Source organism: Streptomyces sp. RG80, assembly GCF_040446465.1.
Lineage (GTDB): Bacteria > Actinomycetota > Actinomycetes > Streptomycetales > Streptomycetaceae > Streptomyces.
In genome coordinates this window covers 550,478-572,733 of record NZ_JBEAAJ010000005.1, presented here as the reverse complement: position 1 = coordinate 572,733, position 22,256 = coordinate 550,478, and the positions used below count along the sequence as shown (strand labels likewise).

General features: G+C 70.6%; 14 protein-coding genes and 1 pseudogene. 10 read left to right on the top strand and 5 right to left on the bottom strand.

The genetic code is table 11. From position 1 onward, the window contains the following. Positions 1 to 87: 87 nt before the first annotated feature. Complete coding sequence (locus ABKA17_RS20325; protein ID WP_353693520.1) at positions 88 to 1,116, bottom strand: LacI family DNA-binding transcriptional regulator; 1,029 nt, start codon at positions 1,114 to 1,116, stop codon at positions 88 to 90. 236 nt (positions 1,117 to 1,352) lie between these two features. Here ABKA17_RS20325 and ABKA17_RS20320 point away from each other — a divergent pair, with 236 nt between their 5' ends. The 4 genes from ABKA17_RS20320 (at position 1,353) to ABKA17_RS20305 (ending at position 6,590) form a co-directional block, all read left to right on the top strand. Continuing rightward, positions 1,353 to 2,672: an ABC transporter substrate-binding protein gene (locus ABKA17_RS20320; protein WP_353693519.1), complete on the top strand. Its 1,320-nt coding sequence runs from the start codon at positions 1,353 to 1,355 to the stop codon at positions 2,670 to 2,672. A 231-nt stretch (positions 2,673 to 2,903) separates the two neighbouring features. Continuing rightward, positions 2,904 to 3,866 (top strand): carbohydrate ABC transporter permease, encoded by a 963-nt coding sequence (locus tag ABKA17_RS20315; protein WP_353693518.1) that lies wholly within the window; start codon positions 2,904 to 2,906, stop codon positions 3,864 to 3,866. 14 nt (positions 3,867 to 3,880) lie between these two features. Beyond that, positions 3,881 to 4,702: a carbohydrate ABC transporter permease gene (locus tag ABKA17_RS20310; protein ID WP_353693517.1), complete on the top strand. Its 822-nt coding sequence runs from the start codon at positions 3,881 to 3,883 to the stop codon at positions 4,700 to 4,702. 4 nt (positions 4,703 to 4,706) lie between these two features. Continuing rightward, positions 4,707 to 6,590: a glycoside hydrolase family 127 protein gene (locus ABKA17_RS20305; protein ID WP_353693516.1), complete on the top strand. Its 1,884-nt coding sequence runs from the start codon at positions 4,707 to 4,709 to the stop codon at positions 6,588 to 6,590. A gap of 16 nt (positions 6,591 to 6,606) precedes the next feature. Here ABKA17_RS20305 and ABKA17_RS20300 read toward each other — a convergent pair whose 3' ends face one another. Beyond that, positions 6,607 to 9,771, bottom strand: coding sequence for an RICIN domain-containing protein (locus tag ABKA17_RS20300; protein ID WP_353693515.1), 3,165 nt, complete (start codon positions 9,769 to 9,771; stop codon positions 6,607 to 6,609). A gap of 230 nt (positions 9,772 to 10,001) precedes the next feature. Between ABKA17_RS20300 and ABKA17_RS20295 the strand changes: the two genes are divergently transcribed. Together ABKA17_RS20295 and ABKA17_RS20290 are read left to right on the top strand one after the other, a co-directional pair. After that, complete coding sequence (locus ABKA17_RS20295; protein ID WP_353693514.1) at positions 10,002 to 12,056, top strand: galactose-binding domain-containing protein; 2,055 nt, start codon at positions 10,002 to 10,004, stop codon at positions 12,054 to 12,056. 20 nt (positions 12,057 to 12,076) lie between these two features. Then, on the top strand, positions 12,077 to 12,676 hold the full coding sequence (locus tag ABKA17_RS20290; protein ID WP_353693513.1) for a TetR/AcrR family transcriptional regulator: 600 nt from the start codon (positions 12,077 to 12,079) through the stop codon (positions 12,674 to 12,676). Here the strand turns inward: ABKA17_RS20290 and ABKA17_RS20285 are convergent. Next, positions 12,673 to 14,052 carry a Tat pathway signal sequence domain protein gene (locus tag ABKA17_RS20285; protein ID WP_353693512.1) on the bottom strand — a complete coding sequence of 460 codons (1,380 nt, stop codon included), beginning with the start codon at positions 14,050 to 14,052 and terminating at the stop codon, positions 12,673 to 12,675. The genes ABKA17_RS20290 and ABKA17_RS20285 overlap by 4 nt on opposite strands. Before the next feature lie 157 nt (positions 14,053 to 14,209). On the opposite strand from ABKA17_RS20285, the pseudogene ABKA17_RS20280 reads away from it, so the two are divergent. Further along, positions 14,210 to 14,692 (top strand): annotated as a pseudogene (locus tag ABKA17_RS20280) (hypothetical protein); the annotation flags it as partial. A 46-nt stretch (positions 14,693 to 14,738) separates the two neighbouring features. Here ABKA17_RS20280 and ABKA17_RS20275 read toward each other — a convergent pair. Next, positions 14,739 to 16,184 carry a glyceraldehyde-3-phosphate dehydrogenase gene (locus ABKA17_RS20275; protein ID WP_353693511.1) on the bottom strand — a complete coding sequence of 482 codons (1,446 nt, stop codon included), beginning with the start codon at positions 16,182 to 16,184 and terminating at the stop codon, positions 14,739 to 14,741. A 182-nt stretch (positions 16,185 to 16,366) separates the two neighbouring features. Here ABKA17_RS20275 and gnd point away from each other — a divergent pair, with 182 nt between their 5' ends. Then, the gene (gnd, locus tag ABKA17_RS20270) at positions 16,367 to 17,806 is read left to right on the top strand and encodes an NADP-dependent phosphogluconate dehydrogenase (RefSeq protein WP_353693510.1); all 1,440 of its coding nucleotides are present in this window, start codon (positions 16,367 to 16,369) and stop codon (positions 17,804 to 17,806) included. Positions 17,807 to 17,869: 63 nt separating this feature from the next. Then, positions 17,870 to 18,376, top strand: coding sequence for a MarR family winged helix-turn-helix transcriptional regulator (locus tag ABKA17_RS20265; protein WP_353693509.1), 507 nt, complete (start codon positions 17,870 to 17,872; stop codon positions 18,374 to 18,376). Between the two features lie 61 nt (positions 18,377 to 18,437). Here ABKA17_RS20265 and ABKA17_RS20260 read toward each other — a convergent pair whose 3' ends face one another. Further along, the gene (locus tag ABKA17_RS20260) at positions 18,438 to 20,045 is read right to left on the bottom strand and encodes an acyltransferase (protein ID WP_353693508.1); all 1,608 of its coding nucleotides are present in this window, start codon (positions 20,043 to 20,045) and stop codon (positions 18,438 to 18,440) included. Positions 20,046 to 20,174: 129 nt separating this feature from the next. Here ABKA17_RS20260 and ABKA17_RS20255 point away from each other — a divergent pair, with 129 nt between their 5' ends. Beyond that, positions 20,175 to 22,235 carry a xanthine dehydrogenase family protein molybdopterin-binding subunit gene (locus ABKA17_RS20255; RefSeq protein ID WP_353693637.1) on the top strand — a complete coding sequence of 687 codons (2,061 nt, stop codon included), beginning with the start codon at positions 20,175 to 20,177 and terminating at the stop codon, positions 22,233 to 22,235. Positions 22,236 to 22,256: the final 21 nt, after the last annotated feature.

Below are 22,256 nucleotides of genomic sequence, written 5' to 3'. Positions count from 1 at the left end.
ACGACCTAAAAGGTTTTCGCAACGTAGGAGCGAGCTGATGCAGTGTCAAGAGAGGCCGTAGGGGCCTGAGTTCGCCGACCGCTCGGATCAGGACAGGGGAGCGGTGGATCCCCGGATCACCACCCGGCAGGGCAGCGCCTCGATCCCCGAGCGGGTCGCACCGCCTATCGCGCCGAACAGTGCCTGCGCCGCCGCCCGGCCGACCTGTTCCAGGTTCATGTCGACGCTGGTCAGCAACGGGCGTGAACCGGACGTCATGACCTGCCAGTTGTCGAAGCCCATGACCGCCACGTCCTCGGGGACCCGATGACCGCGCTCGCGCAGCACGTCCATGACGCCCCGGGCGATCTGGTCGCTCCCGCACAGCACCGCGTCCACGTCCGGGTGCCGGTCGAGCAGCAGCGCCGTGGCCGCCCGTCCCCACCCCTCCGACCAGGCCCCGAACCGCGGTTCGCCGATCGGGGCGACGCCAGCGTCGGCGAGCGCGGCCAGCGACCCCGCGACCCGGTCGTGCGCGGCGGCGTATCCGGGGTCGCCGGTGATGTGGGCGATCCTGGTACGGCCGCAGGCCAGCAGATGCTGCACCGCGATCCGGCCGGCGTCGACATTGTCGGGGACGATGGACAGGTCGTCCGGATCGTCCGAGGGCGCGTACGCGTAGACCACGGGGACGGCCGGCTGACGGCCGAGCGAGGGCCTCGGATCGGTGCGGCTGCCCACCACGATCAGACCGTCCACCCGGCGTCCGAGCAGCGCGCGGACGTGGTGCTGCTCGCGGATCGAGTCCCCCCGCGCGTCGCACAGGAACACCGCCACCTCGCCCGCCCCGAACGCGTCCTCGGCGCCCATCAGTATCGGGATGCTGAACCGGCCCTCCAGGTCGCTGGTCAGCAGCCCCACCGTGCCGGTCCGTCCGGCGAGCAGGCCCCGGGCCAGCTGGTTGGGCCGGAACGACAGCCGCTCGGCCGCCTCGATCACCCGCTGCCGGGTCTCGGCGCGCACCTGGCTGCGGCCGTTGAGCGCCTTGGACGCGGTGGCGACGGACACCCCGGCCAGTCGGGCGACGTCGCTGAGGGTCGCGGTGTGCGAACGAGCGGGGCCGGTGGCTGGTGTCATGCGTGTCTCCTGTCTCGCAACACGTGGGGGTCTCGCAACACGAGGGTCTCGCAACACGTGGGTCTCACGGCATGTGGGTCTCGCAGCACGTGCGTAAACCGTACGCGAGAACTTTCGGTATGCACCTGAAACTCTGTTCATGCACGGGGGATTGACGGGCTTTCAGCTGCGTTCTAGCTTTGCGAAAGCCTTTTCGGCCCGTTTCTTCCCGGTGCTCGTCGCGGAGGGAGATCGTCATGGGGAGCCCCACCGGATCGTATGGACCCGGCCGCCGCCTCGTCACCGCAGTGGTGCTGCTGGCCACCGTGGGACTGGGCACGGCGTGCGGATCGGGGGACGACGGCAAGGACGACAAAGGAGGAGGGGGCGGCTCGGCGGCGAACGCCACCGGCGTCGACGACGGCGCCAAACTGACGATGTGGACCCGCGCGGCCACCCGGCCGCAGAGCGAGGCCCTCGTCAAGGCGTACAACGCCAGCCACAAGAACCAGGTCGAACTCACCGTCATCCCCACCGACGATTACCAGGCCAAGGTCGGGGCCGCCGCCGGCTCCCGCGACCTGCCCGACCTGTTCGCCTCGGACGTCGTGTTCGTGCCCAACTACACCAGCAGTGGCCTCTTCGCCGACCTCACCGACCGTATCGACGCCCTGCCCTTCGCCGACGACCTGGCCCAGTCGCACATCAAGGCCGGTACGTACGAGGACAAGAAGTACGTCGTCCCGCACACGCTCGACCTCTCGGTGCTCTTCTACAACAAGGACCTCTACCGCAAGGCGAAGCTCGACCCCGAGAAGCCGCCCACCACGCTGGCGGAATGGGACGAGCAGGCCCGCGCCGTGGACAAGCTCGGCGGCGGTGTCAACGGCACGTTCTTCGGCGGCAACTGCGGCGGCTGCGGAGTCTTCACCTGGTGGCCGTCCATCTGGGCCGCCGGGGACGAGGTGCTGAACAAGGACGGCACCGCGGCCACCCTCGACTCCGTCACCGCTAAGAAGGTCTACGACACCTACCGCGGCTGGGTCGACGACGACATCGTGGCCCCCGGCGCCCGCGACGAGACCGGCGCCACCTGGACCGGCCTGTTCCCGAAGGGGCAGATCGGTGTGATGCCGATGCCGTCGACCACCCTCGGTCTGATGCCCAAGAACCTCGACCTCGGCGTCGCGCCCATCCCCGGCCCCGACGGTGGCAAGGCCACCTTCGTCGGCGGCGACTCCATCGGTATCTCCGCCACCAGCAAGTCGGCCGACCAGGCCTGGAACTTCCTCGCCTGGTCCGTGGGCGACAAGGCACAGGTCGACGTGGTCGCCGCTCACAAGGACGTGGTGGCGCGCACGGACCTCGCCTCCAACAAGTTCTCGGACGCGGACCCGCGCCTGGTCGCCATCAACGAGCTCGTGGCCGACGGACACACGCCGTACGCCCTGAAGTTCGGCCAGACCTTCAACGACCCCAACGGTCCCTGGCTGACCATGATGCGCAACGCCGTGTTCGGCGACGGGAGTTCGGTCGACAAGGACAACGACGCGGTCAGCGCCTCACTGGCCGACTAGGGCCTGTCGTTTGGATCAGGTCGGCCTTGAGAAACAGTGCTTCCGGGCCGACCCGAGCGGGGGCGATGGGGGCCCCTCCCGCCCGAGCGAAGCCGAGCGTGGGGGAGCGTGCAGCTGCAAGGCGGAGGAGGGAGTCGACGCGGAGCGTCGGCGAGTGACGACAACGCGGCAGATGGGCGTGCCAGACCCCGCGACGCCGAGCTGATCCAAACGACAGGCCCTAGGAGAGTCATGCAGGTGAAGGCGCTCGACCGGGCGGCGGCCGAACACCGGGTACGGCCGCCGCACCTGCCCCGCCGACCCCGTACGACCAAGTCCCTGTGGCGCTCCCGCAAGGTCCAGGGACTCGGATACGCGGCGCCCACCGCCGTGTTCGTCGCCGTCTTCTTCGTGTGGCCCCTGCTGCTGGTGGGGCAGATGTCCCTCAACGACTGGCCGCTGCTCGCCGGCGACCGGGGCCGCAACGCCCCCGAGAACTACACCGACCTCACCGACAGCCCGCTGTTCTGGCCCGCCGTCCGCTTCACGCTCCTCTACACCGTGATCGTCACGGTCGTCCTCCTCGCCCTCGCGCTCCTCCTCGCCCTGCTGGTCCAGGAGTCCCGACCCGGCGCGGGCTTCTTCCGCACGGTCTACTTCCTGCCCGGCGCCCTCGGACTGGCGTCCGCCTCCCTGCTGTTCTGGGGCCTGTACAGCCCCACCACCGGACCCATCAGCCGCACCCTGGAACACCTCGGACTCGTCGACGAACCGGTGTCGTTCCTCGGCACCTCGACCAACGCCCTGCTCTCGACGGTGTTCCTGGTCGTCTGGAAGTTCGCCGGCTTCTACATGCTGATCCTGCTCGTGGGCCTGCAACGCATCCCGCACGAGCTGTACGAGGCGGCCCGGATGGACGGCGCGAGCCGCGGCCAGATCTTCCGACGCATCACCCTGCCGCTGCTGCGCCCCTCACTCGCCCTCTCCCTTCTGCTCTGCGTGACCGGATCGCTGCTCGCCTTCGACCAGTTCTTCGTCCTCACCAAGGGCGGCCCGGACAACAGCACCGTCACCATCGTGCAGTTGATCTACCGGGAGGCCTTCCAGCGGCTCAACCTCGGCACCGCGGCGGCCCTGTCGATCCTCGTGCTCGGAGCCCTGCTGCTGCTCAACGCCGTTCAGTTCCGCGGCCTGCGCCGCGCCGACGAGTCATGAGGGGAGACCTCACCGTGCTCAACCGAGCCCTCGGCCGGACACCGCACTACGTCGTCGCCGGAGGACTGGCCGTCATCTTCCTGTTCCCCCTGGTGTGGAACGCCTGGGCCTCGGTCAGCGAACAGCCCGGCACCGCCCAGGAGTCGGGCTACGGCTTCGGCAACTACCGCACCCTGCTGGACTACGACGCCGGACTGTGGCAGTACCTCCTCAACAGCACGCTCGTCTCGGCGCTCACCGTCGCCCTGACCCTCGGGGTGTCCCTGCTGGGCGGCTACGCCTTCGCCCGCTTCGAGTTCCCCGGCAAGAACCTGCTGTTCCTGCTGACCCTGGCCATCCTCATGGTCCCGTACGCCACCCTCCTCATCCCGCTCTACGTGCTGCTCGGCAGGCTGGAGCTGCAGAACTCGCTGGTCGGGCTGAGCCTGGTCCTCGCCATGTTCCAACTGCCGTTCGCCACCTTCATGATGCGGATCTCCTTCGAGGCCGTGCCGCGCGAACTGGAGGAGTCGGCGCTCGTCGACGGCTGCGGGACCGCGGGCGCCCTGCGCCGGGTCCTGCTCCCGGCGGTGCGGCCGGGGCTGATCACCGTGGGGCTGTTCGCCTTCCTCGCCGCCTGGAACGACTTCATTGCCCCCCTGATCCTCATCTCCGACAGTGCGAAGGCGCCGCTGCCGCTGGCCGTCGCCAACCTGCGCCAGCAGAGCATGGGCGCGGTCGACTACGGCGCCACCGAGGCGGGCGTGGTGGTGCTCGCCGTGCCCTGTCTTCTCGTCTTCCTGCTCCTGCAACGGCATTACGTGCGCGGATTCATGTCAGGCGCCCTGAAGGGATGATGCGTTGAAGTCCAAGCTGAAGTCGCAGGGGAACAGCCTGGTCGTACCCGTGGCCCCGAGCCGTGGTCGGCTACGGCCTCTCGGCCTCGACGAGGTCCGGATCACCGGCGGTTTCTGGGCCCGGCGCCGGGAGGTCAACACCAACGCCATCCTCGACCACTGCCGTGAGTGGATGGAACGCGTCGGCTGGATCGGCAACTTCCGGGCCCCGGTGGCGGAGCGGCGCGGACGGGAGTTCGCCGACTCCGACGTCTACAAGCTGCTCGAGGCGATGACCTGGGCGGGCGTCGAGACCGACACGATCACCGAGGCGATCGCCTCCGCCCAGGAACCCGACGGCTACCTCAACACCAACTTCGGCCGCCCCGGCCAGCAGCCCCGCTACAGCGACCTCGAATGGGGCCACGAGCTGTACTGCTACGGGCACTTGATCCAGGCGGGCGTCGCCGAGCTCCGCACCCGGGGCGGGGGAGAGCTCGCCAAGATCGCACTGCGGGCCGCCGACCACGTGTGCGCCACCTTCGGCCCCGATGGGGTGGCAGGCGTCTGCGGGCACGCGGAGATCGAGACCGCCCTGGCCGAACTCGCCCGCGCGACCGGCGAACAGCGCTACCTGGACCAGGCCACCCTGTTCGTGGAGCGCCGAGGCCACGGCACGCTCGCCGACGGCGAGTTCGGCCGCGCCTACCACCAGGACGACATGCCGGTACGACAGGCGACCGTTCTGCGCGGCCACGCCGTCCGTGCCCTCTACCTCGCGTCCGGCGCCGTCGACGTGGCGGTGGAGACCGGCGACGAGGAACTGCTCGCGGCGGTCGTACGCCAGTGGGAGGGCGCGGTCGCCCGGCGCACCTATCTGACCGGCGGCATGGGCTCCCACCACCGCGACGAGGCCTTCGGCGACGACTTCGTCCTCCCGCCCGACCGGGCCTACTCCGAGACCTGCGCCGGAGTCGCCTCGGTCATGCTCAGCTGGCGGCTGCTCCTCGCCACCGGCGAGCCACGCTTCGCCGACCTCGCCGAACGCACCCTGTTCAACGTGATCGCCACCTCCCCGGCCGAGGACGGCCGTTCCTTCTTCTACTCCAACACCCTGCACCGGCGCCGCCGCGGCACCGTGCCCGAGGCGGACGTCCAGGTCCCGCGCGCCGAGTCGAGCCTGCGCGCCCCCTGGTTCGCGGTGTCCTGCTGCCCGCCCAACGTGGCCCGCACCCTGGCCCTGCTGCCCGGTTACCTGGCGACGACGGACGCGGGCGGCGTCCAGATCCACCAGTACGCCGACGCGGAGATCACCACAGGAGGGATCGCCCTGCGGATCCGTACCGACTACCCCTCGGACGGACGCGTGACCGTGACGGTCGACCGGGCCCCCGACCGCCCGTGGACCCTGTCGCTGCGCGTCCCCGCCTGGGCGGAGGGCACTCCCGCGTGGCTGGTGGACCCGGAAGGGCGCCGCCGACCCGTCGCCCCGGGCGCGGCCGAACTCACCCGGGTCTTCCGGCCCGGCGACGAGATACGGCTCGAACTGCCCGTGGAACCACGCTGGTTGCGACCCGATCCGCGCATCGACGCGATCCGCGGCACGGCGGCCGTCCAGCGAGGACCGCTGGTGTACTGCGCCGAGTCCGTGGACCTGCCGGACGACCGCGATGTCGACGCGATACGCGTGGACCCGTCCGCCCCACCGGAGGGGAGGGCGGACGGGTCCGTGGTCGTCGCGGGGGAGATCGGCGCCGAGGGCGACGACCCCTGGCCCTACCGGCCGTCCGCCGCCCCGCCGACGGCCGGCGACCGCACGGACATCGTCCTGGTCCCCTACCACTCCTGGGCGAACCGGGGACCCTCGACGATGCGCGTGTGGCTGCCGACCGTGGAGCCGACGCCGTAGCGGCGTCCGGTCGGGGTCAGCGCCGTAGCAGCGTCAGCCGGTACGTCGTCGTCCGTGACCCGTCCTCGCTGGTCACGGTGACGACGGCGCGGCCGTGGGTGCGCTCGACGGCGACGGACGCGTACGGGTCGCGGGCCGTCGCGGTGACCACGGCCCGGGCCGGATCGCCGGTGCGGACCCGGTAGTCGGTCGTGTCCGGAGCGAAGCCCGCGACCGGCACGCCGGCCACCTCGATCGACGCGGCGGACGCGTCCGAGGAGACACCGGGGGCGTCGGCGTACACCTCGACCTCGCTCATCGTGATGTACCCGCCGGGCCGGGCGGTCATCACGATCCGCACCCCGGTCGCCGGGCCCGCCGTGCGCAGCGGTACGTCGACCACCGGTGTGCCCTCGGTGCCGACCGTGATCTCGTCGCTCGCGTCGGCCCAGGCGCCGTCGGCGCCGCGCACCTGTGCCTTGAGGCCGGTCGGGAAGGAGAGGTTGCTTCCGTCCCGGTAGAAGTGCGCCACGACCCGGTCGAGGTCGCGGGCCTTCGGCAGGCTGAAGGTGATCGTGTCGGACGGGTTCTTGGTGCCCGACCGCCAGTTGGACCAGGCCTTGTCGGCGGTGTCGCCGTTGCGCAGCCGCTCGGCGGAGTAGCCGCTCTCGGTGTAGGTGGCCGAGACCTCGGCGTCGGCCGCGATGTTGGTCCGTGTCGGCTCGGTGACCTGCACGCGAACGGTCGCGTCGGCGGTGTCGCCGCCCACGATCCGCGCGGTACCGCGCAGGGTCACCACACCGGTCTCGTCGTACGCCCCGTCGGGGGCCGCGTCCCAGGTCACCGGGAGGTCGGTCCGGCCGCCGTGCGCGCCGACGCCGACGACCGTGTCCGGCAGTTCGGGACGTCCGCCCACATAGGTCTTGGCGCGACCGGGCAGGGTCGAGGCGATCGTGTCGACGGTGACGACCGCCTTCGCGCGGATCTCCCGGCCCAGCGGATCGGTCGCCCGGCCCTTGACCCGTACGGTTCCGTGGTCGGCCCACGCGTCGTCCGAGGGCACGTCCCACACCACCGGCAGCGCGCCCCGGGCGCCGTCCCGGTAGACCGGCGCCACCGCGTCGGGGAGCTCCGGCGCCAGCCCGGGCACCGTGAACACCTCGGCCTTCTCGGTGCGCAGCACGGTCTCGTCGCGCACCGTCCAGCGCTGGTTCGCCGCCGAGGTCGGCGTGTACGTGGAGACCTTGGCGCCGTCCGCCGAGGACTGTCCGGCGACGTCGAGCAGCCGACCGGTGTCGGCGTTGACGAAGGTCCAGGTGCCGTCGCCGGTGGTCGACATGATCCACTGCGCGGCGGCGCTGTCCGAGGGGTCCTCGAGGACGGCCTGGTTGTCGCGTACGGCGAGCCGCTTGCCGGTGGCGGCGTTGGTGAGGGCGTACCGCTCGCGGTGGTCGGTGCCCGGCGTCAACTGCCGTACGGACCACAGCTGTCGGGCGCTGCCGGTGTCGGTCGTGCGGATCACGACCCCGGTGCCGTCGTCCGTCGGGGCGAGCGACTTGCCGCTCTGGGTGCCCTGGAGGCGGTAGACATGGCCGCGCTGTACGAGGGCGGCGTCCTTCGCGACACCGCTGACGCCCTTGACGAGGAAGCTGGTGACCGACTTCGCGGGGACGGTCAGGGTGGCCGACCGGTCGGTGACCCGGACCGGGTCGCCCTCGACGAGGGCGCCGTCCGCGCTGGTCACCACGGGGGTGACGGTGGCGCCGCGGGTGACCTTGCCGAAGCGGGAGAGGTCGAGGGTGACCGAGCGGGCGGACGTGCCGCCGTTGACGTGCACCACGGTCGCGGAGCGGCCCGACCTGGCGACGGCGGCGACGCTGGAGGTGTCGTCGACCTTCACGAAGTGGTCGCCGGGGCGGATGTAGTGCGTGAAGTTGCGAATGGTGTGGAACTTGGAGTTGGCCCGGATCGGGCAGGTCTCCAGGGTGTCCTCGGCCGTGCAGTCGAACGGTACGTGGATGCTGCCCCAGTTCTTGCCGGCGGCGGCCTGCGGAGCGGCGTCCTCGATCGGCTGCCAGAACACCCAGGCGGAGGGCTCCAGTTCACGCATGTCGTCGACCATGCGGGTGGCCATGCCGAGGCCCGGCTCCATGCTGGTGAAGTCGGTGCCGGTGCCCCAGGTGCCCTCGACCTCGCTCATCCACAGCGGCTTGTCGGCGCCCTTGGCGATGTCGCGGGCGCTGGTGCGCTGGCTGGTGCCGTAGGTGTGCACGTTGAGCTGGTCGACGGCCGACCGGGCGTCGTCGGCGTAGGCGTTCCAGTTCGTGGTGAAGATGCCGGGGTTGGTCTCGTCCATCGCGGAGACCCGCGCCTTGGTCGTCGCGCCCTGGAGTGCCTTGTCGAGGGCGAGGATCACTTTCTGCTGGAGGGCGGGTCCGGCGTGGGCGCCCTCCTGACGGCCGCCGGTGGGCTGCCCGTCGGCGCCCAACTGGGTGCCCCAATACGGGGTGTTGGGCTCGTTGAGCGGGTCGATGGTGTCGAAGGTGATGCCGTGCTCCTGCTCCATCCGCTCGGACACCCGCACCAGGTAGGTCGCGAAGTCGTCGACACGGTCGGCGCGGATCTGGTCCGCACTGGCGTCGAACCCGCCCGACACATAGCCGCTCACGGTCTGGAACCAGGGCGGCGAGTTGCTGAACGCCTCCCACTTGCTGACCTTGTCCTTGACCTGGTCCACCCACCACCGCTGGCCCGCGTCGGCGTCCCAGTCCCAGTGCTCGGGGTTGTCCGGGTCCCACCAGTCCATGTCCTTCTGGGTGGTGCCCTCGGGCGCCTTCCAGAAGCCCTCCATCGTCGCGCCGGTCTTCATGTAGTTCTTGCGGACGTCCGGGGCGTTGCCGCCGCCGATGTTGTAGCGCGCGATGTTCAGGGCCAGACCGTCCTCGCCGAACAGCATGTCGACGAGCTGTCTTCGGATCGGCTCCGGATAGCCGCCGGTGGCGTTGGCGAACCAGACGAGGCTGGTACCCCATCCCTCGAACTCCTGCTGCTGGTAGGAGGGGTCGACGCGCACCGTGACCGAACCGGGGGCCGCCGTCTCCGCGGCGGCGGGGGTGGCGGGGGCTGCGGTGACGAGTCCTGCGGCGAGCACGAGGGGGACGGTGGGCGTGAGGGCCCGGACTAGGCGACGTCGGTGGGACACGGAACTCCCTTGCGGAGTAGGAGAGTCACAGAATCAACCAGAAGCGATCAGGCTCAAGGCATGCTCATCGACGTAAATGAACACGTCAAGACAGCGCGCATCGTGGATCCCTATCAGGTCAAGCGTCCCGGACCCTTGACTCATAACCCGCCAGTAGCCATTCTCGTCGCACAGATTGCGCCGGTCATGACAAACCCCATGGCCACCGACCGAGGGGCGTGGTACCGACCATGACTCGATGTACGCATCGCAGACGCAAAGACATCACCGTGGTATCGCTGCTCCTCTTCGTCCTGGCCATCGCGCTCGGCCCGACCCCGAGCTCGGCGGCCGCGAGCGACTGGTGGAACCCCACCGCGCGCCCGACGCCGGACGCCCAGATCAACGTCACCGGAGAGCCCTTCACCGGCACCAACTCCGCAGGCGAGGTACGCGGGTTCGTCGACGCGCACAACCACCTGTTCTCCAACGAGGCCTTCGGCGGCCGACTGATCTGCGGCAAGGTGTTCTCGACCGCGGGCGTCGCCGACGCGCTCAAGGACTGCCCCGAGCACTACCCCGACGGCACCCTCGCGATCTTCGACTACATCACCCACGGCGGCGACGGCAAGCACGACCCGGTGGGCTGGCCGACCTTCAAGGACTGGCCGGCGTACGACTCGATGACCCATCAGGCCAATTACTACGCCTGGATCGAGCGCGCCTGGCGCGGCGGCCAGCGGGTGCTCGTCAACGACCTCGTCACCAACGGCATGATCTGCTCGGTCTACCCGTTCAAGGACCGCAGCTGTGACGAGATGACCTCGATCCGCCTCCAGGCCAAACTGACGTACCAGCTCCAGGACTTCATCGACGCCCAGTACGGCGGCGCCGGCAAGGGCTGGTTCCGGATCGTCACCGACAGCGCCCAGGCCCGCGAGGTCATCAAGCAGGGCAAGCTCGCGGTCATCCTCGGCGTCGAGACCTCCGAGCCCTTCGGCTGCAAGCAGATCCTCGACATCGCGCAGTGCAGCAAGGCGGACATCGACAAGGGCCTCGACGAGCTGTACGACCTCGGCGTGCGCAGCATGTTCCTGTGCCACAAGTTCGACAACGCCCTGTGCGGCGTCCGCTTCGACGAGGGCGGGCTCGGAACGGCCATCAACGTCGGGCAGTTCCTGTCCACCGGCACCTTCTGGAAGACCGAGAAGTGCACCGGCCCGCAGCACGACAACCCCATCGGCACGGCCGCGTCCGAGGCGGAGTCGGACCTGCCGGCGGGCACCGAGGTCCCGGAGTACGACGAGAACGCCCAGTGCAACGTCCGCGGGCTCACCGACCTCGGCGAGTACGCCGTCCAGGGCATGATGAAACGCAAGATGATGCTCGAGATCGACCACATGAGCGTCAAGGCCACCGGCCAGGTCCTCGACATGTTCGAGGCCGCCGACTACCCGGGCGTGCTCTCCTCGCACAGCTGGATGGACCTGAACTGGACCGAGCGGGTCTACTCCCTCGGCGGTTTCGTCGCCCAGTACATGCACGGCTCCGAGGGCTTCAGCGCCGAGGCGAAGCGGACCGATGCCCTGCGCGCCAAGTACGACGTGGGCTACGGCTACGGCACCGACTTCAACGGCATCGGCGACCACCCCGCCCCGCGCGGCGCGAACACCTCCAACCCGGTGAAATACCCGTTCAAGAGCGCCGACGGCGGCTCGGTCATCGACAGGCAGACCAGCGGTCAGCGCACCTTCGACTTCAACACCGACGGCGCCGCGCACGTGGGCATGATCCCCGACTGGATCGAGGACATCCGGCTCGTCGGCGGCCAGGGCGTGGTGGACGACCTCCTCCGCGGCGCCGAGTCCTACCTCGACACCTGGGGCGCCTCCGAGCAGCACCAGGCCGGTGTCAACCTGGCCAAGAACCGCACGGCCACGGCCAGTTCGTCCGAGTCCAACCCCTTCACCAGCTACCAGCCGGGGCGGGCCGTGGACGGCGACGACGGCACCCGCTGGGCCAGCGACTGGAGCGACGACCAGTGGTGGCAGGTCGACCTGGGCTCCACCCACCTGGTGTCGCGGGTGACGCTCGACTGGGAGCGCGCGTACGGCAAGTCGTATCGCGTCGAACTCTCCACGGACGGCAGCAACTGGCAGACCGCCTGGTCCACCACGGCCGGTGACGGCGGCCTCGACACCGCAAAGTTCACCGGCACACCGGCCCGTTACGTCCGTGTCCACGGCCTCGACCGCGGCACCGACTGGGGATACTCGCTCCACGAGGTCGGCGTGAACAGCGCCTGACAAGCACGAGGGACTCACCTATGGCACGGATGCCGTCGGCCGAACGGCGTCGGCAACTGACGGAAGCGGCGATCAGGGCGATGGCCCGGGACGGCGTGGCGAAGACCACGACCCGGTCCATCGCCGCCGAGGCGGGCGTCTCCCTGAGCGTCTTCCACTACTGCTTCGACTCCAAGCAGGAACTGGTCGAGTCCGTCATCACCACCATCACCGACCACTACGTCACCGTCGTACAGGAGGCGCTCAAACCCCGGGACACCCTGGAGGAGACCGTCCGGGCCGGGTTCCAGGCGTACTGGGACCACGTGTGCGCACACCCCGACGAGCACATGCTCACCTACGAACTCACCCAGTACGCCCTGCGGGAACCCGGGTTCGAGCATCTGGCCCGCCGCCAGTACGAGCTGTACGGCGAGCTCTACGCCGAGCTCATCGACCGGCTGCGCCAGGACATCGACCTCGAACTCCGGGTCCCCGTCCCCGCGTTGGCCCGCTACCTCGCCGCCATGACCGACGGACTGACCCTCAACTACCTGGTCCTCGGCGACGAGGAGGCCTGGACAGACATCCTCGACACCGTCACCGCCCACATCGCGGGGCTGGTGACGGCGCGACCCTAGGCCTTGAGGGGGTTGGACCTCGCCGCCGAGAGCAGGTACCAGGCGGTGGCGCCGGTGTGCCGGTAGGGGTAGTAGCCGAACCCGAAACCGGTGTCCAGCGGGCTGCTCGCCGAGACGACCCCGGACCGGGCGGCCACGGCCTTGCCGCCGAAGGTCTGGTTCGCGCCGAGCAGGTCCTGGGCCCGCTCGATCGAGGCGATCAGGCGCCGGGCGCGCTTCTCGTCCCCCGCGGCCTGCCGGTGGCGCAGGGCGAGCGCGAGATGGGCCGTGCCCTCGAACCACACCCCGTTGCGGTCCGGCCTGGGCTGGCCGTCGGCGATCGGGGCGCCCTCGTTGGCCAGGAGGCTGGCCGAGCTGAAGGTGACGCCCTCGTACGACTGGCCTTCTGGGACGGTGCTGTTGGGGCGGTCCGGGGTGTCCAGGACGGCCAGTTCGGTGGCGGCCCAGTCCAACGAGCGGCCGTACGCACGGGAGTTGAGGGCGAGATGCGTCCAGGTCTGGGTGTCCTCGGGGACGGGTGCCTTGTTGATGGTCACGCCGTCGTTGGTCCCGGTGTAGAAGAAGCCCGCGCTCGGCTCCCACATCTTCTTGACGAACTCCGCGGCGACGGACCGGCGTTCCAGCCACACCCGGTCCCCGGTGAGCCGGGCCAGCTGCCCGAACAGCCCGATCAGGTCGGTGTTGTGCTCGGTCGAGGTGAACGGCAGCTTCTCGTTCGCCCCGTTCACCCCGAACTTGAAGCCGCCGAGCGGCTCGTCGGTGCGGCCGGTACGGTCGATCCACTCACCGATCCGCACGGCACCGGAGAGGAACCGGCGCTCCCCGGTCCGCCGGGCGAGCGCGGCCAGCGCGATACCGGCCCAGGCCATGTCACCCACGGCGGTCCCCGTGAACCCGAACTGCCGGCCGATGTTGGCCTTCCCGTCCGCCCGCACGAGACCGTCCGGCTGAGGGGTGCCGTCGTAGAAGGTGTACGGCCCCACGTTGTACGCCTGCCGGAGCCTGCCGTCGTCGTAGCCGGGGTCGTTGGCCTGCGCGAACAGCAGCGCGTCACCGAGCGCCACCGCACGCGCTCTGCCGTCCCCGCCGCCACACGCCAGACTCGCCAGGATCGCGAGGGCGTTGTCGTAGGTGAACGCGGTGCTGAACAGTCCGGCCTGGTCGGTGTAGCTCTGCGCGAGTCGCGTCGGGCCCTGGTCCGGATAGGCGTCCATGGCCGCGGCGAGAAAGCCCTGCGCCCTGCTCCGCGCGGAGGCCGGCGCCCGCTCCGCCGCCCGGGCGGTCCCCGAACCCGCCGCGATGAGAACCGCGGCACCGAGCCCGGTCCCGATGAGTGCACGGCGATTGAACGCGGGGCCGCCCTGGCTGCCGGTCATGGGTCTCCTCGAAGTCCGACACAGAAATCTGAGAGCGCTCTCAACAGCGCGCGCCCATTCTGCTGTCGCCGAGGGGATGGGTCAACGGCTGGGTACGGTCGTGTAGTTGAGGTGCTTGAAGGGTGACTCGGCCTTCCGAGCGGAGAATAGGGCAGTGATGACGACGATCGCGGTGACCGGACACACAGACTTCACGGCGGAGGGTTCCGTCCTGGTACGCGCGGCGCTTGACGCACTGCTCCAGAGCTACGCCGGCGACGGTGAACTCGTCGGCGTCTCGTGTCTCGCCCGGGGTGCCGACTGTCTGTTCGCCGAGGCCGTGCTCGGGGTCGGCGGGCGGCTGGCCGTTGTGATCCCCTCGCGGGACTACCGCCGGAACAGGGTGCGGTCCGATCACGCGGCCGTGTTCGACCGTCTGGTGGAGGCCGCGGAGGACGTGCTGGTCCTGCCGATCGAGACCGCGGGGCGGCAGGCGTACGAGGCCGCCAACAGCGTTCTCGTCAAACGTGCCGACCGGCTCGTGGCCGTGTGGGACGGCTCTCCGCCCACCGGCAGGGGAGGCGGCACGGCCGACACGGTGCTCGAGGCGCGGGCGGCGGGGGTCCCCGTCGACGTGGTGTGGCCGGAGGGGACCGGCCGCACCCGCCGTCGGCGCCACGAGGGCGCGGACGACGGGTGCGCCGGGATCAGACCGCCGTCGACGGGAAGGTCGGGTACTCCACCCCGGAGACGTGCTGGACGACCCGGATGACCTGGCAGGAGTAGCCGAACTCGTTGTCGTACCAGAGGTAGAGGATGGCGTTGTCGCCGTCGACCTTGGTGGCGCCCGCGTCGACGATGGAGGCGTGGCGGGAGCCGACGAAGTCCATCGAGACGGCGTCGGGGGCCGTGGTGAAGTCGATCTGGCGCTTGAGCGGCGAGTTCAGCGAGACGTCCCGCAGGTACTCCAGGACCTCCTCGCGGTTGGTCTCGCGGCCAAGGCGCAGGCTGAGGATCGCGATCGACACGTCCGGCACGGGCACCCGGATCGAGCTGCCGGTGATCGGCGCCTTGAGGTCGGGCAGCGCCTTGGCGACGGCGGAGGCGGCACCCGTCTCGGTGATCACCATGTTGAGCGGCGCGGAACGGCCGCGACGGTCGGCCTTGTGGTAGTTGTCCAGCAGGTTCTGGTCGTTGGTGAAGGAGTGGACCGTCTCCACGTGACCGCGCAGCACACCGTACTCGTCGTCCATCGCCTTCAGCGGCGGCACGATCGCGTTGGTGGTGCAGGAGGCGCAGGACAGGATCTGCTCGTCCGGCTTGACCGTGTCGTGGTTCACGCCGTGCACGATGTTCGGGACGTCGCCCTTGCCGGGCGCGGTCAGCACGACCTTGTCGATGCCGGGGCGCAGGTGCTTGGAGAGGCCCTCGCGGTCGCGCCACTTGCCGGTGTTGTCGATGAGGATGGCGTTCTTGATGCCGTACGCCGTGTAGTCGACCTCGGAGGGGTCGTTCGCGTAGATGACCTTGATCGCGTTGCCGTTGGCGGTGATCGTGTCGGTCGCCTCGTCGACGGTGATCGTGCCCTGGAACTGACCGTGGATCGAGTCGCGGCGCAGCAGCGAGGCGCGCTTGACGATGTCCTGGTCGCCGCCCCCGCGGACGACGATGGCACGCAGTCGCAGACCGTTGCCGGAACCCGACTTCTCGATCAGCAGGCGGGCGACGAGCCGGCCGATGCGGCCGAAGCCGTACAGGACGACGTCACGGCCCTCGCCGCGCTCGATCTTGTTGGCGCCGGTCGCCCCGGCGACGGCCTCGGCGGTGAAGGCCTCGACCGTCAGACCGCGGTCGTCGGCGCGGTAGGTCGCGGCGAGCATGCCGATGTCGATCTGGGACGGGCCCAGGTCGAGGGTGGTGAGCGCCTGCAGGAAGGGCAGCGTCTCGGTGACCGACAGCTCCTCGCCGGCGATCTGCCGGGCGAAGCGGTGGGTCTTGAGGATGCTGACCACCGACTTGTTCACCAGGGAGCGGCTGTGCAGCAGAACGGTCACGTCCCGCTCGCGGTGCAGCTTCCCGATGATCGGGATCATCGACTCCGCGATCTCCTCGCGCGTCTTCCAATTGGTGAACGAGTCCTCATTGACAGTCACAGATCTATCTCTCAGTCGAGCTAGGCGGCGCTCATATGCTAACCCTATGCTCATTCGGCCCTTCGAACCGGGTGGTGTGAGCCGCGCGGGCCCGTATCGAGCAGACCCGGCCTCCCGCACGTATGTGCGGGGAAGGGGCCGCGCGCCCCGGGACCAGGCCATCGATGCAAGGGGCAGACCTCATGAACGCAAGCGCAGCCATCGGCGTCACCGGACTGGGCGTGATGGGCCGCAACCTGGCGCGGAACCTCGCCCGCCACGGGGTCGCGGTCGCCGTCCACAACCGGTCCGCCGGCCGCACCCACGCGCTCGTCGAGGAGTTCGGCCACGAGGGCGCGTTCGTCCCGGCCGAGTCGCCCGAGGAGTTCGTCGCCGCGCTCGAACGCCCCCGACGGCTGATCATCATGGTGCAGGCGGGCGCGGCCACCGACGCGGTCGTCGAGGAGTTCGCCCCGCTCCTCGAACCCGGCGACATGATCGTCGACGGCGGCAACGCCCACTTCGCCGACACCCGGCGCCGCGAGGCCGCCCTGCGCGCACGCGGCATCCACTTCGTCGGCACCGGCATCTCCGGCGGCGAGGAGGGCGCGCTGCACGGCCCGTCGATCATGGTGGGCGGTTCGGAGGAGTCGTACGGACTGCTCGGCCCGCTCTTCGAGACCATCAGCGCCAAGGTCGACGGCGAACCGTGCGCCGCCCACATCGGCACCGACGGCGCCGGGCACTTCGTGAAGATGGTGCACAACGGCATCGAGTACGCCGACATGCAGCTCATCGCGGAGGCCTACGATCTGCTGCGCCAGGTCGCCGGATACACCCCGGCCGAGATCGCGGGCGTCTTCCGCCGCTGGAACGAGGGCCGGCTCGGCTCGTACCTGATCGAGATCACCGCCGAGGTCCTCGCCCACACCGACCCCGCCACCGGAGCGCCCTTCGTCGACATCGTCGCGGACGCCGCGGGGCAGAAGGGCACCGGCCGCTGGACCGTACAGACCGCCCTGGACCTGGCCTCTCCGGTCACCGCCGTCGCCCAGGCCACCTTCGCCCGCTCCGCCTCCGGGCAGAGCGAGCTGCGCGCCGCCTACCGCGGCCTGCCCGGCGGCACCACGCCCCCGCTCAGCCGCACCGAGGCCGATCGCTTCACCTCGCAGGTCGAGCACGCGTTGTACGCCTCGAAGGTCGTCGCCTACGACCAGGGCTGGACGATGATCCAGGACGCGGCCGCCGAGTACGGCTGGAAGATCGACCTCGGCTCGGTCGCCCGGATCTGGCGCGGCGGCTGCATCATCCGGGCCGCCTTCCTCGACCGGATCCGCGCCGCGTACGCCGCCGACCGGGACCTGGTGAGCCTGCTCGGCGAGATGGAGTTCGCCATGGAGATCACCGACGCGCAGGTGCCGTGGCGCGAGACGGTGGCCTCCGCGGCCCGCCGCGGCATCCCCGTGCCGGCCATCTCCGCGGCCCTCGCGCACTACGACACCCTGCGCGCCGAACGCCTTCCCGCCGCGCTTCTGCAAGGTCAGCGCGACTACTTCGGCGCGCACACGTATCGCAGGACCGACCGGCCCGGCAGCTTCCACACCCACTGGGCGGCGCCGGGGCGGCCCGAGACCGCGGAGTGAGGGGCGTACCGCCTCACGTGATGTGTTTTAAGATTCAAACGGATGCCCGGTAGGGTGTGGGCCATGTCCACGACGCCACGTTGGCTCAACGCCGAGGAACAACGGGCCTGGCTGGCCTACATCGACTTCTCCACTCTGCTGAACGACTATCTGAACCGGCAGCTGAGACGGGACGCCGGTATGACCCACGCCGACTACAGCCTGCTGGCCCACCTCTCCTCGGCGCCCGACCACTCACTCGGAATGTCCGAGCTCGCCCAGCGCCTCAAGATCACCCGCAGTCGGCTCACCCATGCGGTGAGCCGACTGCGCGAGGCCGGTCTCGTGAACCGGCGCGAGGATCCGGCCGACGGGCGCGGACAGCTCGCGGTGCTGACCGAGGAGGGCCGCGGGATGCTGTCGGCGGTGGCCCCCGGTCATGTGGAGGCGGTGCGGCGGGCGGTCTTCGACGTTCTGACGCCGGACCAGGTGCACCAACTCGCGCAGATCGGCGAGGCGGTGAGCGACGCGCTGCACCAGGCGGAGGCCGCCGAGACGGACCCGGCGGTGCTGCCGTGGCGGCGCCGATAGGTGCCGGTAGGGGCGATAGAGGCGATAGGGGCGATAGGGGCGGTACGGGCAGGCCCGCGCGCTACGGAGCGCGGTGGACGCCCCGAGGGCGATAACCCAGCTCCTCCGATCCGCCCAGCACGTCCGCCAGATGCCAGATGATCGCCAGCCACATCTCGGTCCCCTGGAGCCCGGCCTGCGTGCCCGGACCGAAGGCGAAGCCCTCCCCGTCCCGCCAGCGGGGAAGGGCGGCCGCCAGCTGCCGCTCGGCCCAGGCGCGTATCTCGGCCTCCCGGTAACCGTTGCCGAGCTGCCGGGCGCACAGCCACAGGGGATGGACGACGTCCAGCACATTGCAGGCGTTCTCCCGCCCCGCGCCGAACCAGCGGGCGTCCCGGGAGTGGTCCAGCACCGCGTCCACCACCCGTTCCGGGTACGGCACCGGCACCCCGAACTGCGCGAACGAGCCCCGCGTCAGCCGGTAGTAGCCGTTGACGACCTGCAACCTCCCTTCCCGCGCCGAGGGTTGGCCCCACATCCCGGTCCACGGATCGGCCCGTGTCAGCAGCCACCCGAACAGCGCCTCCACGGCACCGGCGTCCGCCGTCCCGTTCCAGTGCGCCGCCGTGGCCCACGCGTCGATCCAGGCCCCGGCCTCCCAGGCCCGGTCACTCCACGGCAACCCCTCCAGTCGCGCGGTGAGTTGACGTGCCGTCATGTCCCGTGCGCCGCGCACCGGATGAGGGAAGGAAGCGCCCAGCAGATCGAGCGCGTAACCGACCGACAGGACGTGGTAGAGCCCGGCCCCCTCCCCGACGAACCCGTCCTCCTCCACCACCGGCACCGGCTCCCCGAGCTCCGGTACCAGCCCGCTCACCGGATCCTGCGCCCCCGCGAGCCGCTCGACATGCTCCTCGGCGGAGAGCTGCCCGGGCACGGACCCCAGCAGCAGGTCGGCGATCTCCACGGCGTCGCAGTGCGCCCGGACCGTCGGCGCCGCGCCCGGGCGGTCGACATAGCGCTCGCCGTCCCAGCAGCGGGCGACGAGGTCGGCGGCCTGGGAACGGGCGGTGTCCGCGAAGCGAGCGAGAGACGTGGGACGGGCGGCGCCCTCCGAGGTGCCGCGCCGGCCGCGGTCGGTGTCACGTCGGTCGCGCAGGGGTCTCGCCGGGTTGCCCGCGGCCATCGTCCACGGCGGCAGGTCGCGGGTGACGACCGCCCCGGCGCCGATCACACAGTGGTCGCCGATCGTGACCCCGTCCACGACGACCACGTGCGAGCCGATCCACACGTCGTCCCCGACCGTGATCCCACGGCTCGTGAGCGGCTGCCGGAACACCGGCCGGTCCGGTTCCATGGAGTGGTTGAAGCCGAGCAGCGAGGTGTGCGCGCCGATCCGTACGCCGTCGCCGAGCACGACCGTGCCCCGCACCGTGGAGAACGGGTTCAGCGTGCAGTCGCTCCCGGTCGTCAGCTCCCCGGTGACATAGGCGTGCGCGGCGATGTACGAGTCGTCGCCGAGCCGCAGCCGGTCCGGGAACACCGCGGCGGACCCGGCGACGTAGCAGCGCTCGCCGACCTCGCTGTCCCCGTCGATCTCCGACTGGCGTCTGCGCTGCTCGGAGCGCTGTTCGTCGGTGGCGTTCTCGGCGAACAACCACGGGCAATGGTCGAACTGTCGATGATCCATGGACCGAACGCTAGGCCCACGCAACCTCACACGCCCCGGTGCCCTCCTATCAGTCACACACAGGCCTGTCAGTCGCACAGGCCGTCCACGAAGGAGTGCGCGTTGGCAGAGCTGTCCCGCCGCAGATTCATGGTCTACACACTCGCCGCGTCCACCCTCACCGTCGCCGCCCCCCTCGGCTGCGACACCTCGCAGGCGGAGGGGGCCACCCCGCCCCGCCTCTCCGACGTCGTCGTGACCGGCACGGACGACGAGATGCTGGTCCTGGAGGTGACGCGGGAGAACAAGGTCGTCGTCCGGCTGCCCCGCGTCGAGGTCGGCCAGGGCGTCACCACCGCCGTCGCCATGATGATCGCCGAGGAGCTGGACGCCCGTCTCGTCGACGTCGACATCCCGCTCGCCGCCGCCCGGAACAAGGGCAACCAGTTCACCGGCGGTTCCAGCTCGGTCAGTTCGCTCTACGACCCCGCCCGCAACCTGGCCGCCACGGCACGCGCCCGTCTGGTCACCGCGGCCGCCCAGCGCTGGCGCCTGCCCGCACGGGAGCTGCGGACCCGAGACACCATGGTCGTCGCACCCGACGGGCGCACCGCCACCTTCGGATCGCTGACCGAGGCCGCCGCCCGCATCCGCCGGCCGAAGGTGTCCACCAAGCCCAAACCGGCCTCGCGGCACAAGGTGATCGGGAAGCCGACGAACCGGATCGACGCGCGGGACATCGTCACCGGCCGGGCGAAGTACACCGGCGACCTCACCGCGGCCGGCGCGAAGCCGACCGTGGTGGCCCGGCCGCCCACGCTCGGCGGGAAGGTCGTCAAGGTCGACGACCGCGCGGCCCGCGCTCTGCCCGGGGTCCTGGAAGTGGTCAGGGTGCCCGGGGGAGTCGCCGTCGTCGCGGACTCCTTCCACCACGCCTTCAAGGCCCGGGACGCCTTGAAGATCACCTGGAAGGCCGGCCCTCTCGCCGGCGTGTCCGACGCCGAGATCCGGTCCCGGCTCAAGGCCGCCGTCCCGGCGCTCGGCGGTCCGCCGCGCGGATCTGCCCAGATCGAGGCCCGGTTCGAGTTCGCGTTCGTCAGCCACGCCCCGATGGAGGTGCTCACGGCCGTCGCGGACGTAGGCGACCGCCGTGCCGAGATCTGGTTCTCCTCCCAGACACCCCAGGAGGCCCGCGAGACCATCGCCCAGGCGGTCGGGCTGCCCGGCTCCGCCGTCAAGGTCCATGTGGTGCGCGGCGGCGGGTCGTTCGGACGCCGGCTGAACTCGGACGCGGCGATCGAGGCGGCCCTGATCTCCAAGGCGGCCGGCCGCCCGGTGAAACTGATGTGGAGCCGCGCCGACGACCTCCGGCACGGCCGGATGCGCCCGGCCTCCCACCACCGGATCCGGGCCAGCCACGCACAGGGCAGGGTCGTGGCCTTCGCCCACGCCACGGCCTCGGTGAGCGAGTCCTACAGCGGCGTCAGGACCGCCTCCTTCCGTGCGGCCTCCCCGCTGCCCAGCGACAGCGGCCTCTACAACTTCGGCAGGCTGTCCGGGGATTCGGGCTCCGTCGAGCTGGCGGCCATACCCCTCGGAGCCTGGCGTTCGGTGGACTCCGGGACCGTGCGGACCGCCGAGGAGATCGTCGTCGACGAGATCGCACGCGGCCTGGGCAAGGACCCGGTCGCCTTCCGCCGTACGACCCTGCGCAGCAAGTCCGTCAAAGCGGTGCTCGACAAGGTGGCGAGCGCCGGACACTGGGGCCGGACCATGCCCGCGGGACAGGCCCAGGGCGTGGCCGTGCACGAGGAGTACGGGTCCTGTGTGGCCTGCCTGGTCGAGATCGACGCCGCCGATCCGAAGAACCCGCGCGTCACCAAGGTGGTGATGGCCGCCGACGTCGGAACGGCCGTCAACCCGCGCGGACTTCAGGCCCAGCTCATGGGCACCGCGATCGACGGCATCTCCACGATCCTCAGCGCCGGCCTGCACATCGACAAGGGCGCCGTCCGCGAAGGCAGTTACGCGGACTTCCGCTACGCCCGCCAGCGGCACGCCCCGCTCAGCTTCGAGGCGCACATCCTGCCCACCGGCGGGGAGCCCGGCGGGGCGGGCGAACTCGGTGTCCCGGCCGCCGCCGGCGCCGTCGCGAACGCCTACGCCCGCGCGACCGGCACCAAGCCCCGCCGCTTCCCGCTCGACTTCTGACACCCCTGAGACCTGCGAGAA